Raw genomic sequence first — 14,635 nt, forward strand, 5'->3', positions numbered from 1 at the left:
CATCGCCCGCCTGCACAACCTCACCCTCGCCGGATGACAAAGCAAACAGCCAGGTCAGCAGGCATACCCGAAGCCATTTACGGGACAGCGCTTAGCGTGAAGTCGTACCAAGTCGTCCCGAGTGAGCGGAGGTTGGACGTGGCGAACGAGCGACTGCGTGGCGCGATAGTCGACCTGGGCCTGACTCTTGACGAGGTCGCTGAACGGCTCGGTGTCGCGGCCAAGACGGTCGAACGCTGGATCAATGACCCAGACCGCAAGCCGTATCGGCGCTTCCAGTACGCGACCGCCTCACTTCTGAAGTGCGAAGTCTCGTACCTCTGGCCGGACGAACGAACGTCAGCTGAAGTGACCGCCACCGGCAACGCGGAGTTGGTGAGGCTGTATCCGCACCGGTCCGTCGTGATGCAGACCCTTTGGACGAACCTGTACTCCAAAGCGACCCGCCAGTTTGACCTTCTGGTGTACTCGGGGTTTTGGCTCACCGAAGACCCGAAGTTTCACCGCATCGTGAAAGAGAAGTCGGCTGACGGAGTCCCCATCCGCCTCATGCTGGGAGAGCCAGACTCGCCAGCCGTAGCCGTACGGGGCGACGACGAAGGCATCGGCGCTGCGATGGCGGGCAAGATTCGCAACGCCCTCATCAACTACGGCCCGCTCTTTGGCCTCTCCGGTGTCGAGTTCCGCTTGCACGGCACCACGCTCTACAACTCGATCTACCGGGCCGATGACGAGATGCTGGCGAACGGCCACCTCTACGGAGTCGGCGCCTACTTGGCTCCCGTGCTCCATCTGCAACGCGTGCCCGGCGGTGAACTCTTCGACGCCTACGCTGAGAGCGTTGAAAAGGTGTGGCAGTCGGCCCGTCCGATCTCGTCACCCGACGATTGGGAAGGCACACACTGATGAGCCGCATTGACTACTTCCGCGACCCGAACGCGCCTAAGGCCAATTCGGTGGTCCCCTCGGTGACGGCAGTTGTCCGCGACGATGCGGGGAAACTGTTGCTCATCCACAAGACCGACAATGACCTTTGGGCCCTGCCCGGTGGTGGCCACGATATCGGCGAGCGCATCGCGGACACGGTTGTTCGTGAGGTCCGGGAAGAGACCGGTATCGACGTCGAGGTAGACAACATCGTCGGGCTCTATACCGACCCCGAGCACGTGTTGGCGTACGACGACGGTGAAGTCCGGCAACAGTTCTCCATCTGTTTCCGGGCCCACTCGGTCGGCGGTTCGCTGCGCACTAGTAGCGAATCGAAAGAGGTCCGCTGGATTGACCCGGCGGACCTTGACGGGCTGGATATCCACCCTTCGATGATGCTTCGTATCCGGCACGGTCTTGATGACGCGCGGCGGGAACCCTACATCGGCTGACCACCGACGGAAACGTCGGCCATCCGGTCCCCGACGCGCTTCGACGCTGCATGGATCTCGGGGGCTGCGCGTTGAATGAACCGCCCGACGATGGTGTCCGGGCCGTACCTCTGCACGATCTCATCCAGTCGCGCCGCCGGCGTTGTCTGCGTGCCGTCCGGCGTCGTCGTCATGTCGCAGTAGAGCAAGGCGTCGACCAGGTCGGGGCGCTCTAGCTCGAACTCGCTCTCAAGTTCCCGACGAAGCCCGCGTTCCTCCGCTTCGAGCAAGGCACAGGAGTGATGCGCCACAAGACGAACAACCCGTTCGTCCGCACCTTCCTGATCTCTGAGGAACCGCGCGCCGTCCAAGGGGTGGAAGCCCGTAGCGGCAATGGCTGGCGAGTAGCCGATGTCATGCAGCACGGCGGCGGCCTCCAACAACTCCGCGTCGCCTCCCAGGATGGGGCCCAGAGAGCGAGCACGCTTGGCCACCCCGAGGGAGTGCGCCCATCGACGCGGGAGCGGATCGGAAAGCAGCGATTCAGAGAGCGCGTACGCCCACTCAGTCAGTCCCATGACGGCCAAGACTACGACCGGGCGGTGTGAGCCGGGAGTGCACACACGGTTCGTCCCTTGCCGTGCACGGTGGCAAGCACCCCGTTTCCCTCCATCTGGGCGAGGACTCGGCGCACCGCGGTCCGGGAGGCTCCGAACCGCTCACACAGCTTCGATTCGGACGGGTACGCGTCACCGACCGACAGGGAGTCTTCTTGGATCACGTCCGTCATGCGCTCCGCGAGCGACCGGCGGTCGCCTCCCCGGACCACGCGCCACCCGATGCCGGGAGCGGACTCAACAACCCCGTCAGCTTCGAGAACCTTGAGCGCACGACGGATCGTGTTCCGAGAGACTCGGTGCGAGTCCATCAGGTCTGCCTCCGACGGCAACGTCTCCATGCCTCCCTGTGCCTGAATCTCGCTTCGCAGTGCCTCCGCAATGACCAGGTAGGTTCCGCGCGGACTGGCCTCCGGCACTTCGACTCCTCTCACTCTTCTTCGCTCGCTGCCAAGGGTGCCACGAGGCACACAACACGGCATCGGACGGGCAGTGTCCTGACTGTCCGGCTGTCCGGATACGTCACTGACCTGCGACAAGAGCCCGGACAGGTGAAGGGCGGGCTGTCCGGGCTGTCCGCTTCCGCACGCTACGACCCCACCGCCGTCGGGATGCTCGAACAGGAGCTACCCATTCCGAACCTGTTCCAGAAGCGGGCCGCCGGACCAGCAAGTCCGACTACTCGGCGGCCGGAAGCGCACTGGCCAACATCGCCGGCGTCTCGGACGCAAAACCTGTGGCCCCCGACCGGCATGAAGGCCGGAGACCGACCCGGCCAAGATCCGATCTGCTGGAGAGCGCGTGCCTTACTCCCGCCAAAGTAGCGCCATTCGGTGCCGCATCACCCACATCGGGGATCACCGCTCACGTTGCCGTTTCAATTTTCTCCCAAGAAACATCTGTGGACACATTTGATCGATTTGCGTGCTCAAATCGAGATGTAATCATGGACTGAGCAGGGATGGAGGCTCGCGATGGCATCCCATCATGGACAGCGCTCAGGAGCCGGGAAGTCACTATTGCCCGTACCTCACCCCAGCTTCTGGGGCGGGTGGACCATCCTCATTTCTATTGGTCTACTTGCAGCCCTTGGCTGGATCGGATGTACGTACCCTGAACGTTCCTGGACAGATTCTGATTTGTCGCGCTGGCTCCAAGTGTTCACACCGAAAGCGATCCTTACGGGCGGAGCTCAGGTACTGACGCATAAAGGCACCGGAGCTCCACTAGAAGACAGGATCGGCTGCGTGGTGTTGCTAGGGGCCTCCTTCTGGGCGCTGAGGCGTTTCGTGGTTGCGGCCAATGCCTACCGGCCAGGACCTGTTGACGTGCAGCAACTCATCGACGCGACATCAGACGAACTGTTGTTGAGACGTGGGGTCACCGATGGAAAGCACTTTGCGAAACCTCCTGACCGAGGAAGGCGCAGGAGCCGAGGACATCGCGGAGCTGACCGGCTTTCTTTTCTGCGTGAGGAACTGCTGCAGTTCGACGTCGACGACGTCACGACGGTCACCGGCGAGGAGACGGTCCTGCGGTGCCCGCGGCGCGGACATCACACGATCGGAGCCCTGCTAGTGAGCCTGGGCAGCTCCGCCGCCGGGCCGTCCCTGGTCATGAACGCCATCCGGGACTGGCGCGGCCGCTGCCGGGGCACCCGCCCCACGCTGCGGCTGCCCCTGGCACGGAACAGGTGTCGGAGGCGTTCGACCTGTTCGTCGCACGCCATTCCCCGGTCGAGGCGTGAGCCATGACCACCACCCGGCATGCGCTGATCATCGCCAATGACCGGTACGACGACCAGAGTCTCGGAAAATTGCGGACATCGGCGCAGGACGCCGTCTCCCTCGCGGAAGTCCTGGGCGATCCGGAGGTCGGTGATTTCGATGTGGAAGTGTTGAGAAACGAACGGGTGGACGCCATCCGGCGCGGCATCGAGCGTTTCTTTTCCGGGCGCACGCGCGAGGACGCGCTGATGCTGTACTTCTTGTGCCACGGTCTGAAAGGCGAATCCGGATCCCTGTATTTCGCGGCCCGGGACTCCGATCCCCGGCTGCTGGAGGCGACGGCGCTCTCGGCGCAGTTCGTCCGCGACTACATGTTCCTCACCCGGGCCGGGCGGACCGTGCTGTTCCTCGACTGCTGGTACGGCGGCGCCTTCTCCCGGGGTTCGTCCTCGGTCCGTGCCGTGGGGGACGTCGATGTGCTGGAGTCGTTCGCCGGGGAGAAGCTCGGCGCCGGACGGGGCTGGGCTGTGATCACCGCCTCTAACTCCATGGAGTACGCCTTCGAGGGCACCGAGCTCACCCGGACCACCGCGTCGCGGCCCTCCGTGTTCACCCGCGCGGTGGTGGAGGGCCTGACCACCGGGGACGCCGACCTCGACGCTGACGGCGTGGTGTCCCTGGACGAGCTGTACGACTACGTCTTCGACCATGTCAAGCAGCAGGACCCGAACCAGACGCCAGGCCGCACCGGCAACATGCAGGGCGACATGTACCTCGCGCACACCGGGCCCCCCAAGCGCAGGATCGCCAGCCCGGCGCCGCCGCAACCACGGCCACCGGCGATGCCCCCGCCGCTCACGCTGCCAGAGCCCGCGCCGCAGCCGCCGCAGGGAAACGGTGAGCGCCAGCCTCGTCGGCAAGACGCTCCGCCTCGGCGGTGGCGGCGGCGCCGGCTCCGACCTCCGACAGCAGACGTGCCCGGCGAGGCGGAGTTGCCTGCCCGTAGTCGGGTCAGGGTAGGAGGGGACTCGGCCGAGCGGCAGGAGCCTCGAGAAGCGGGCGTGGCCGACGAGGCGCGGTCTGTCAACGTACTCGTGGCCCGCGCGGGCGGGGAGGGAGCGGTTTTCGAGCTGGCTGCTTCAACGGACTATGAGGTCTTGTTGAACATTGGTCTGCGCCTGAATGCGAGCCTCCTGCAGGAGCAGGAGGCGGTTTGGCCTGAGGAGCTTGTGCCTGCCGGTGGAGTGTGGTTGCGCGCCACTCTGTTGCTGGATGGGATGAAAGGGTCCCTGACGGTGCCCTTTTTCCTTCCTTCGAGGGGAGAGAGCTTCCGCTGCGCCTGTGAGCCCGGCTCTGGTTCCGGGCATGCCAGGGGCTGCGCACCGCGAAGGTGGGTCCGCTTTCCAGTCCGGACTCCGGAGCAACCGGCCATCGTCCGGGGCGAACTAGTCATCTACTACGAGGCGGCAGCGGTCGTCGCCGTCGAGTTGGAGATGCCGGTCGCAATGCCGGGCGCGGCGCCGAAGGCTTCAGTTGTCGGGCGGTTGAGCACGACGTTCAACGACCTGGGCAAGCTGGCTCGCCGCACGGCGTCCCTGCTGGTGTCGTCGCCGTCGGAGCGGGTGGTGGTCAACGGTGTCGGCTTTTTGGACAATCCGTTCGCGATCGGCGCTGGCGCCGCGGACACTTCCGCTCTCAATGCCCGCGAGGCCCTCTTTGACAGTCACATCGAGGTCCGCGACGGTCACCTGCGATCCCGCTACGACACCTCGTTCAGCAAGAGGAGCGCCGCCTACGAGCAGGATCTGCGTCGTCTGGCCCGCGAGGGCGCCGAGTTGTATTCCCGACTGTTCAGCAATCCGAGGGGTGACCAGACGATCGCGTTCTCTCTGCCGGCCCTCCTGCGCCATGAAGCCCAACTGCGAGATCGCCCGCCGTTGCTGCAGGTCGTCGACGACCGGTTCGACGAGCACGCCATGCTCTGGTCGATGGTGTACGACCTGCCGGTCGGGGGCGACATCAACCGCTACCAGCCGTGCCCGGCCGTGCGCGAGTACGGGCCCGAAAGCAGGGACGGACCCATCCCACCTGTCTGCCCCTGGGGCGAGCAGCACAGGGACCGAGGCGACGTGCTGTGTCCTTACGGGTTTTGGGGCCTGTCGTGCATGGTGGAACAGCCACCGACAGTCCACCGCGATCTGGAGGCGGTGGTCTCCAGGGACCCGGAGGAGATCGCGCTTTTGGCCGCGGTCGGCGGGTCACTGAACGAGCAACTCACCACCGCGCACTTGGGCCGGCTGGCCGACGGCCCACCCCGCTGCGGCCTCACCACCGCCACAGGTACGGAAGTGGCCAATGCGCTCGGGCCAGAGGCCATGGACATCGTGTACTTCTACTGTCACTGCGGCTACGACGTGCGCAGTGACACGGCCGCCGCTGACCGCTACCTCGACCTGGGCGGGGTCAGAATGCAGCCGCTGGACATCAACATGTGGGCGAGAACGGTGTGGGATGACCCGCACTGGCCCCGGCGGCGCCCCTTGGTCGTCCTCAATGGCTGTCATACCGCCGAGACCACCAGCGGAACCCTGAACAGCTTCGTCCCCGCCTTCACGTTGTTGGCAGGCGCATCTGGCGTTCTGGGCACCGAAGTGACTCTCGAGCAGGGCCTGGCCGGCTGGGCCATGGAAGAACTCCTCGCCCGACTACTGGACGGATCCTCTATCGGCGAGGCCCTGCACGGGACGCGCTGGGCCATGCTGCGCCGGGGGAACGTCATGGGCCTGGCGTACACCGCATACTGCCTCGCCAACCTCACGCTGCGGCCGCCGAAGGCCAGTCAGGAGTAGCTGTGGCCAGCTCACAGACCGTCATGTCCGTCGGCGCCTTCTGCTTCGGCGTCGCGATCGGCTACATCACCTACCGCACCCTGCTCCGCGCCGAAAGATCAGCCGTCTCTGACCTTGCCACGGTGGTTACTGCTGTCGGTGGCGGGGCCGTGACGGGCCTGTTTGACCCCCAGCAGGGGGACACGTTCGGCTGGTACTCCATCGGACTGCTCGCAGGTATGGCCGTGTTCTTCCTGCTCTTCCTCACTATGAACGGCAAGGCAGCCACAGCCGTGTTCATGGGCGCCCCAGACATCGGCTGGCCCCAGGAAAACAAGACGCGAGAATCTGCCGGGTCAGACGGGCGTCCGCGCCGCTAAGACCGTGTCCTACCTGGTGAGGCGGATGAGTCGTTTGTAGCAACACAGGGCGGCAGCGAGGCCGAGAAATGCCAGGTAGTTGCGGGGATCCCGCTCGTAGCGAGGGCTCAAGCGTCGGTAGCCGGACAGCCAGGACATCGTCCGCTCGATGACCCAGCGGCGGCGGCCCCATCGTTCGCTGGACTCGATGCCTTTGCGCGCGATCCGTACTCCGATGCGTTTGCCACGTAACCATTTCCGCAGGTCGGCTCGGTCGTAGGCTTTGTCCGCGTGGAGGCGCTGGGGCTTGAAGTGGCGGCCGCGGTGGGGGTCGTGTCTCGTTTGGTGGCCCTCGACCATGGGCTTCAGCCCTTCGCTGTCGTGGGTGTTGCCGGCGGAGACGCCGACAAGGAGGGGCAACCCGTTCGCGTCCGACAGGACGTGCATCTTGGAGCCCGGCTTGCCCCGGTCCACGGGGCTCGGACCTGTGTGTTCGCCCCCTTTTTAGCCCGGACGTGGGCGGTGTCCAAGACGACGCGGGTGACGTCGACGAGGCCGGCGTCGTCGAGCCGGTGCAGCACGGCTTCATGTAGCCGACCCCAGACACCGGCTCTCGACCAGATCAGGAACCGACGGTGGGCGGTCGACTTCGATATGCCGAAGCAGGGCGGAAGTTGACGCCAGGCGCAGCCGCTGACCAGGACGTAGATGATGGCCGCGAACAGCGTCTCATCAGGAGTGTCCTGCGTTCCTCCGCCCTGCGGCCGCACCCTCGAGGGCGGGATCAACGGCTTCGCGATCTCCCACAGCCCGTCCGGAACAATCCAACTCCACGTACCCCGCCCCACACCGAGGTCAACGACGCCTCACCACGTAGGACACGGTCTTACTGATCGTTTCAGAATGAGTTGAGCCGCGGGTCATGGCTGGCTCTCCACCTTTGACGACCGACACACCCATGGCGATGAGCGCCGTGAGACTGGGCCGAAGCCTGCCAGGTCCCAAGCCACGCCCTTCACCTTCTCCCCGGCGCTGAGGGGAGTGCGAGGGGTGCGCAGAGAGCGCGTGGTCACGAGCGCTGCGCCGTCGAGGGATCGGGGCGGGCTCCGACAGCTCGGGCAGGGCCGCCTCCAGCACCGTGGCGAACACGCTCGCCGCGGCCTCGCTGACGCCCTCGACCCGATGGATCACGGCCTGGTCACTCTCCGGCACCCGCAGCTCGACGACGACCTGGTCCTCCGCCCAGGACATCGACGCGCTGAGCGATCCGGTCATTGCTGCTTGGACCTCGCCGTCGGCAACCCGCGGTGGTACCTGATCCCGGACGCCACCCGCGGGGACAGCAAGCTGGGGGCTGGCTGATGCCCGGGAGCGCGCCACCCTTTCCCGAACACACGCCAGCAGATCCGTCCTCCTGCCTCACTGCTCCCGCAGCCAATCCAGCACTTCGACAGAGATCGTCTCGTCGCCCAATGGCGACCGTCTCGGCCGTCTGTCACCAGGGCAGCGGACGACGAGTGGCACTAACCCGTACGGCGGCCAGGACGCCAGAGGTGGCGGCCCTCAGGCCGAGCACGGCTGCGGGCGGTCACCGAGCGGCCAGGCGACGAACGGAGGAGACTGAAATAGGACGGCCTGGTGAAATGAGGTGAGTCCATGACAGAGCGGCACGGTGTGGGGCGGGTAGTGGCGGTACATGGGATCGGCAAGCAGGTCCTCGGGGAGGATTCCTTGCTGAGGGGGTGGCGGCCCGCCTTGACCGATGGACTGCGCCGCGCCGGGGCGGGGAGCGCCGCCGCGGGCCTGGATGTGGTGATGGCGTTCTACGGGGACGTGTTCCGACCGGCTGGGGAGCTACTGGCTGTGGGAGAGCCCCTCTACGGCGCTGCCGACGTCGAAGAGGGATTCGAACGCGAGCTGCTGCTGGAGTGGTGGCGCGCGGCCGCAGCGACCGATCCGGTGGTGGTGCCTCCGGGAGCGGACACGCTGGTGGGGACGCCGAGGTCGGTGCAGGCGGCGTTGCGGGCGCTGTCGCAGTCGCGGTTCTTCGCCGGGGTGGCGCTGCGGGCGATGGTTTTCGACCTCAAGCAGGTGCACCGCTACCTGACTGATCCGAAGGTGCGGACCGAGGCCCGTGGACGGGTGACGGAGGCGATCGGTGAGGACACCCGCGTGGTGGTCGCCCATTCCCTGGGATCGGTGGTGGCCTATGAGGCGTTGTGCGCCCGGCCGGGGCATCGGGTCACAGCACTGGTCACGATCGGTTCTCCGCTGGGCATCCCGCACCTGATCCTGCAGCGGCTCGAGCCAGCTCCGCTCGCGCTGGGTGGCGGGACGCGCGGTGTATGGCCAGGAGGCGAGGCCCTGGTGTGGACGAACATCGTCGATGACGGCGACGTTGTGGCGCTGGTGAAGGATCTACGCCCGGCGTTCGGCGACTCGGTGCGTTCGGTGCGGGTGCACAACGGCTCACACGCGCATGACGCGACCGCATACCTGACGGACAAGCTGTGCGGGCAGGCGATCGCGAAAGGCTTGTCGTGAGCACAGTGGCAGGCGGCGGTGCGGGGGAGGGTGGGCCGCGGCGGTTCCTGATCGCCACGGCCGTAGCCCGGTACCCCAAGTGCCCCGACTGGGACCGACCGGGGCTGGTAGAGGCCCGTGACCGCATCATCGACGTCTTCACGAACGAGCTGAGCTACCGGCACGAGACGGCGCTGGGCCTGAATCCCACCAAGACGCAACTGACCGACCGGCTACGGGCGTTCTGCAAAGCACCTGACCGTCGCGAGGACGACCTACTGGCCGTCTACATATCAGGGCATGGGGAGGTCCTCGATGACGGCCACGACCACGTCCTGTTCACCTCCGAGACCGACCCCGACGATGTCGCCTACACGACGCTGCCGACCGTCGAGCTGGCCCGGGCGATACTGCGCGATACCAAGCTGCGCCGCCTGCTGCTGGTGCTGGATACCTGCTACTCCGGCCAGGGCGGCAACGAACTCGCCGCCGCCGCGCTGGAGCGCATCAGCGACCAATGGGGGCAGGCAACCGGCTCCGGGGTGGTGATCGTCTCCTCCGCCCAGCCGCGCCAGCAGGCTCAGGCCGGTATCTTCCCGAAGTTGTTCGCGCATGCAGTGCGGAACCGGGCCACCGCCGGGCACAGCCCGGAAACTCTGTCGGTGAACGCGGTGGTGCAGCAGATGAACGACCACCCCGACCGACCCGGCTACCAGCGCATCAGCCTGTCCCTGGTCGGGCTGAGCGGAGAACCGCCTGCGTTCCTCGCCAACCCGCGCCACAGCACCCGGCTGACCGACGTGGATCTGGCCGTCCAGCAGGCCGCCGAGTTCGACGAGCAGGCTCTGCGGCGCGAGACCGAATTCACGAACCGGCTGCTGATGCGCGCCATGGGTTACCCCAGCGGTGACGTCTCCCAGGGCTGGTGGTTCTGCGGCCGCCACACGGCACTGGCCGACCTCGTCCACTGGCTTCATGCCCCGGCCGCGGACAGCAGCGGGGCCTGCCGGGTGGTCACCGCCGGGCCCGGCTCGGGCAAGACCGCCGTGCTCGGCCTGATCGCCGCCCTGTCACACCCGGAACGCCGCCGGACCGTGCCCGTGTACGCGCTTGGCCTCTCGCCCCACCTGGTGCCGGCAGAAGGCGCGGTCGATGTCGCCATCTACGCGCAGAACCTCACCGACAGCGACGTTCTGAGCGGCCTCGCCGCTGCGGCCGAGGTACGGGCCAGCACCGTCGGCGAACTTCTTGAAGCTCTCGAAGCGTCGAACAGCGAGCGGCCGTTCACGCCGCTCATCGACGCCCTCGACGAGGCCGCCACACCGGACACTCTTTGCTCGCGAATCCTGCGACCGTTGATCGACCACTCGCACGGCCGCATCCGGCTGCTGCTGGGCACCCGTCCCTACCTCCTCGACCGCCTCGCTATCACCCCTCGCACTGCGGGTACCCGCGACGAGGTCATCGACCTCGACTCCCCCCGTTACGCAGATCCCGCGGCCCTGCGCGCCTACAGCGGCCGGACCCTGCTCGAAGCCCACCCCACCTCCCCCTACCGCGGGCGCCCTGGGGCGTTGAGACCGGTCGCGGAAGCGGTCGCGGAGGCGGCTGGCACCTCGTTCCTGGTCGCCCGTATCACCGCCGGCACACTGGCCGCAGCCGAAAAGGTCGTGGCCGACCCCCGGGACCTCGCCTGGCGCCAGAGCCTGCCGCGCCATGCTGGGCAGGCCATGCGCGACGACCTCACCCGCCGCCTCGGCCCCGACGCCCAACGGGCCACCGACCTGCTGCGCCCTCTGGCGTTCGCTGAGGGCCAAGGCCTGCCTTGGGAGGACATCTGGGCGCCCCTGGCCTCCGCCGTCTCCGGCCGCACCTACACCGACGAAGATCTACTGTGGCTGCGCCACACCGCAGGCTCGTACGTAGTGGAAGCCACCGAATCCGGCCGTTCCGCCTACCGGCTCTACCACCAGGCCCTCGCCGAACACCTGCACGACGGAATCAACGAGCAGGCCGTGCATGCGGCCTTCACCGATGTCCTCACCGAGCACGTGCCCTACCGCAGCGACGCCACCCGCGACTGGTCCCGCGCCCACCCCTACACGCGCAACCACCTCGCCACCCACGCCACCGCAGCAGGCCGCCTCGACGACATCCTCACCGAGACCGAGTACCTGGTCCACGCCGCCCCACGCAACCTAACCCCCTACCTCCATCGTGCCCGCACCGAGGATGCCCGGCTCGCCGCGGCGGTCTACCGCACGTCCCTCGGTGTCCACGCCCACGCCCCTCCAGAGGTTCGCCGCCAAGCTCTCGCCCTCGACGCCGCACGAGCCGGCGCCACCGACCTGCACCAACACCTGACACACCACATCTCCGAACACCGCTGGACACCCCGCTGGGCGACGGGAGGCAGCTTCTCCCCGGCCCTCCGCGACACCCTGACGGGCCACATTAGCTCGGTGAATGCGGTGGCGTGTACGACCCTGGACGGCGCTCCCGTCGCGGTCACCGGCAGCAGCGACGGGACGGTGCGGGTGTGGGACCTGGCGTCCGGCACCCCCATCGGCCAGCCCATGACCGGCCACACCGACCGGGTAGAGGCGGTGGCGTGTACGACCCTGGACGGCGCTCCCGTCGCGGTCACCGGCAGCAACGACGGGACGGTGCGGGTGTGGGACCTGGCCTCCGGCACCCCCATCGGCCAGCCCATGACCGGCCACGGCCACACCGACCGGGTAGAGGCGGTGGCGTGCACGACCCTGGACGGCGCTCCCGTCGCGGTCACCGGCGGCACTGACGGGACGGTGCGGGTGTGGGACCTGGCGTCCGGCACCCCCATCGGCCAGCCCATGACCGGCCACACCGGCTGGGTGACCGCGGTGGCGTGCACGACCCTGGACGGCGCTCCCGTCGCGGTCACCGGCAGCAACGACGGGACGGTGCGGGTGTGGGACCTGGCCTCCACCATCCCCATCGGCCAGCCCATGAACGCCCTCACCGACTGGGTGACCGCGGTGGCGTGCACGACCCTGGACGGCGCTCCCGTCGCGGTCACCGGCAGCACTGACAGGACGGTGCGGGTGTGGGACCTGGCCTCCACCATCCCCATCGGCCAGCCCATGACCGGCCACATTAGCTCGGTGAACGCGGTGGCGTGCACGACCCTGGACGGCGCTCCCGTCGCGCTCACCGGCAGCAGCGACGGGACGGTGCGGGTGTGGGACCTGGCCTCCGGCACCCCCATCGGCCAGCCCATGACCGGCCACACCGGCCGGGTAGAGGCGGTGGCGTGCACGACCCTGGACGGCGCTCCCGTCGCGCTCACCGGCAGCAGCGACGGGACGGTGCGGGTGTGGGACCTGGCCTCCACCATCCCCATCGGCCAGCCCATGACCGGCCACACCGGCCGGGTAGAGGCGGTGGCGTGCACGACCCTGGACGGCGCTCCCGTCGCGCTCGCCGGTGACAGCGACGGGACGGTGCGGGTGTGGGACCTGGCCTCCGGCACCCCCATCGGCCAGCCCATGACCGGCCACACCAGCTGGGTGACCGCGGTGGCGTGTACGACCCTGGATGGCGCTCCCGTTGCGGTCACCGGCAGCTTTGACGGGACGGTGCGGGTGTGGGACCTGGCCTCCGGCACCCCCATCGGACCACCCCTCACTTGCCACGCCCGCGCGGTGGATGCCGTGGCGTGTACGACCCTGGATGGCGCTCCCGTCGCGGTCGCCGGTGACAGCGACGGGACGGTGCGGGTGTGGGACCTGGCCTCCGGCACCCCCATCGGCCAGCCCATGAACGCCCTCACCGGCTGGGTGACCGCGGTGGCGTGTACGACCCTGGATGGCGCTCCCGTCGCGCTCGCCGGTGACAGCGACGGGACGGTGCGGGTGTGGGACCTGGCCTCCGGCACCCCCATCGGCCAGCCCATGACCGGCCACATTAGCTCGGTGAACGCGGTGGCGTGCACGACCCTGGACGGCGCTCCCGTCGCGGTCACCGGCAGCAACGACGGGACGGTGCGGGTGTGGGACCTGGCGTCCGGCATCCCCATCGGCCAGCCCATGACCGGCCACATTAGCTCGGTGAACGCGGTGGCGTGCACGACCCTGGACGGCGCTCCCATCGTGGTCACCGGCGGCGACGACGGGACGGTGCGGGTGTGGGATGCTCGTACTCACCAGCCAGCAGGACTAGTCGCTGCAAGCAGTCCTTCCCCTGTAGCCGTGACTTCCGACGGATACCTCGTCATAGGTACGGGACGCGATGTAGCAGTCTTCACGCGGCAGGGACACACGGAGCTCACCTAACCATCAGAGGCCGCGGCGTCTTCCTCGCCGTGCAGCTGCACCACTGGCCCGGTGTCCTCCCTCCTCCCTTCGTCGCTTCGCCATGGCCATAGCCGCACTGGATGACGCGCCGGGCCGCGCCAAGGGTGGCCCTTAGGGCAGTAGCTCGGTGACCAGACCGGTGAACTCCTCAGGTGCCATGAGGCGAATGCCTAGGGTCGGCCCTGGCGCGCTTGGATCCGGCGCCGTCTCCGGCGACGACCGGGGAGGTGCGCCTGGAGACGCTGAAGGAGGCCTCGCTGCCGGCGCGTTCCATGAGCTCGTCATCTCGTTGCGGCTGAGGCTCTCCAGTGGTCCAGCGGCCCCTCGCCCGTCGACCGTGCCCGTTCCGGCTCCAAACACCACCTGATCGTCGACCGCCACGGAACCCCGCTCGCCGTCACACTGACCGGCGGGAACCGACACGACGTCACCCAACTCCTGCCGCTGCTGGACGCTGTCCCATCGATTCGGGGTCTGCGAGGACGCCCCCGCCGCAAGCCCCGGCGTCTGTACGCGGACCGGGGCTACGACTTCGACAAGTACCGCCGCCTACTGTGGAAGCGCGGCATCAAGCCGATGATCGCACGACGCGGCGTCGCCCACGGTTCCGGACTGGGCAAAGTGCGTTGGGTGGTCGAGCGCGCCTTCGCCTGGCTGCACCAGTTCAAACGACTCCGCATCCGCTTCGAACGACGCGCCGATCTCCACCAGGGCCTGCTCGAAATGGCCTGCAGCCTTATCTGCCTCCGCCGCCTGCGAACCTCATTCTGAAACGATCAGTTAGTCCTCGTCGTCTAAGCGCTGTCCCGTAAATGGCTTCGGGTATGCCTGCTGACCTGGCTGTTTGCTTTGTCATCCGGCGAGGGTGAGGTTGTGCAGGCGGGCGATG

The 14,635-nt window shown here is 67.6% G+C and carries 10 protein-coding genes and 1 pseudogene; 7 read left to right on the forward strand and 4 right to left on the reverse strand.

Annotated features, from left to right (window positions below):
- The first annotated feature begins 138 nt into the window (after positions 1-138).
- Both ABT147_RS45985 and ABT147_RS45990 read left to right on the forward strand, forming a co-directional pair.
- Positions 139-906: a helix-turn-helix domain-containing protein gene (locus ABT147_RS45985; RefSeq protein WP_351418256.1), complete on the forward strand. Its 768-nt coding sequence runs from the start codon at positions 139-141 to the stop codon at positions 904-906.
- Complete coding sequence (locus ABT147_RS45990) at positions 906-1,379, forward strand: NUDIX domain-containing protein (protein ID WP_351418258.1); 474 nt, start codon at positions 906-908, stop codon at positions 1,377-1,379. Before ABT147_RS45985 ends, ABT147_RS45990 begins: the two co-directional genes overlap by 1 nt.
- On the opposite strand, the gene ABT147_RS45995 is transcribed toward ABT147_RS45990, so the two are convergent.
- Both ABT147_RS45995 and ABT147_RS46000 read right to left on the reverse strand, forming a co-directional pair.
- Positions 1,367-1,936, reverse strand: coding sequence for an HD domain-containing protein (locus tag ABT147_RS45995; protein ID WP_351418260.1), 570 nt, complete (start codon positions 1,934-1,936; stop codon positions 1,367-1,369). The two genes, ABT147_RS45990 and ABT147_RS45995, sit on opposite strands and share 13 nt — an antisense overlap.
- 11 nt (positions 1,937-1,947) lie before the next feature.
- Positions 1,948-2,394, reverse strand: a complete 447-nt coding sequence (locus tag ABT147_RS46000; RefSeq protein WP_351418262.1) for a GntR family transcriptional regulator — start codon at positions 2,392-2,394, stop codon at positions 1,948-1,950.
- A 1,331-nt stretch (positions 2,395-3,725) separates the two neighbouring features.
- Between ABT147_RS46000 and ABT147_RS46005 the strand changes: the two genes are divergently transcribed.
- The gene (locus ABT147_RS46005; RefSeq protein WP_351418264.1) at positions 3,726-6,551 is read left to right on the forward strand and encodes a caspase family protein; all 2,826 of its coding nucleotides are present in this window, start codon (positions 3,726-3,728) and stop codon (positions 6,549-6,551) included.
- 2 nt (positions 6,552-6,553) lie between these two features.
- Positions 6,554-6,910 carry a hypothetical protein gene (locus tag ABT147_RS46010; protein WP_351418266.1) on the forward strand — a complete coding sequence of 119 codons (357 nt, stop codon included), beginning with the start codon at positions 6,554-6,556 and terminating at the stop codon, positions 6,908-6,910.
- Between the two features lie 9 nt (positions 6,911-6,919).
- Here ABT147_RS46010 and ABT147_RS46015 read toward each other — a convergent pair.
- Both ABT147_RS46015 and ABT147_RS46020 read right to left on the reverse strand, forming a co-directional pair.
- Positions 6,920-7,737 (reverse strand): IS5 family transposase gene (locus ABT147_RS46015; RefSeq protein WP_351418269.1). Its coding sequence is split into 2 segments (ribosomal slippage): positions 6,920-7,395 and positions 7,395-7,737, totalling 819 coding nucleotides; the frame shifts between segments, so codons are not numbered across the junction.
- 7 nt (positions 7,738-7,744) lie between these two features.
- Positions 7,745-8,164, reverse strand: coding sequence for a hypothetical protein (locus tag ABT147_RS46020; RefSeq protein ID WP_351418272.1), 420 nt, complete (start codon positions 8,162-8,164; stop codon positions 7,745-7,747).
- Between the two features lie 480 nt (positions 8,165-8,644).
- On the opposite strand from ABT147_RS46020, the gene ABT147_RS46025 reads away from it, so the two are divergent.
- From ABT147_RS46025 to ABT147_RS46040, 3 genes and pseudogenes are all read left to right on the forward strand, one after another.
- Positions 8,645-9,433 carry a hypothetical protein gene (locus tag ABT147_RS46025; RefSeq protein WP_351418273.1) on the forward strand — a complete coding sequence of 263 codons (789 nt, stop codon included), beginning with the start codon at positions 8,645-8,647 and terminating at the stop codon, positions 9,431-9,433.
- Positions 9,430-13,725, forward strand: a complete 4,296-nt coding sequence (locus ABT147_RS46030) for a caspase family protein (protein WP_351418276.1) — start codon at positions 9,430-9,432, stop codon at positions 13,723-13,725. Before ABT147_RS46025 ends, ABT147_RS46030 begins: the two co-directional genes overlap by 4 nt.
- A gap of 336 nt (positions 13,726-14,061) precedes the next feature.
- A pseudogene (locus ABT147_RS46040) lies at positions 14,062-14,517 on the forward strand (IS5 family transposase); the annotation flags it as partial.
- Positions 14,518-14,635: the final 118 nt, after the last annotated feature.

The sequence above is a fragment of the Streptomyces sp. NPDC001868 genome, from assembly GCF_040297125.1.
GTDB lineage: Bacteria > Actinomycetota > Actinomycetes > Streptomycetales > Streptomycetaceae > Streptomyces.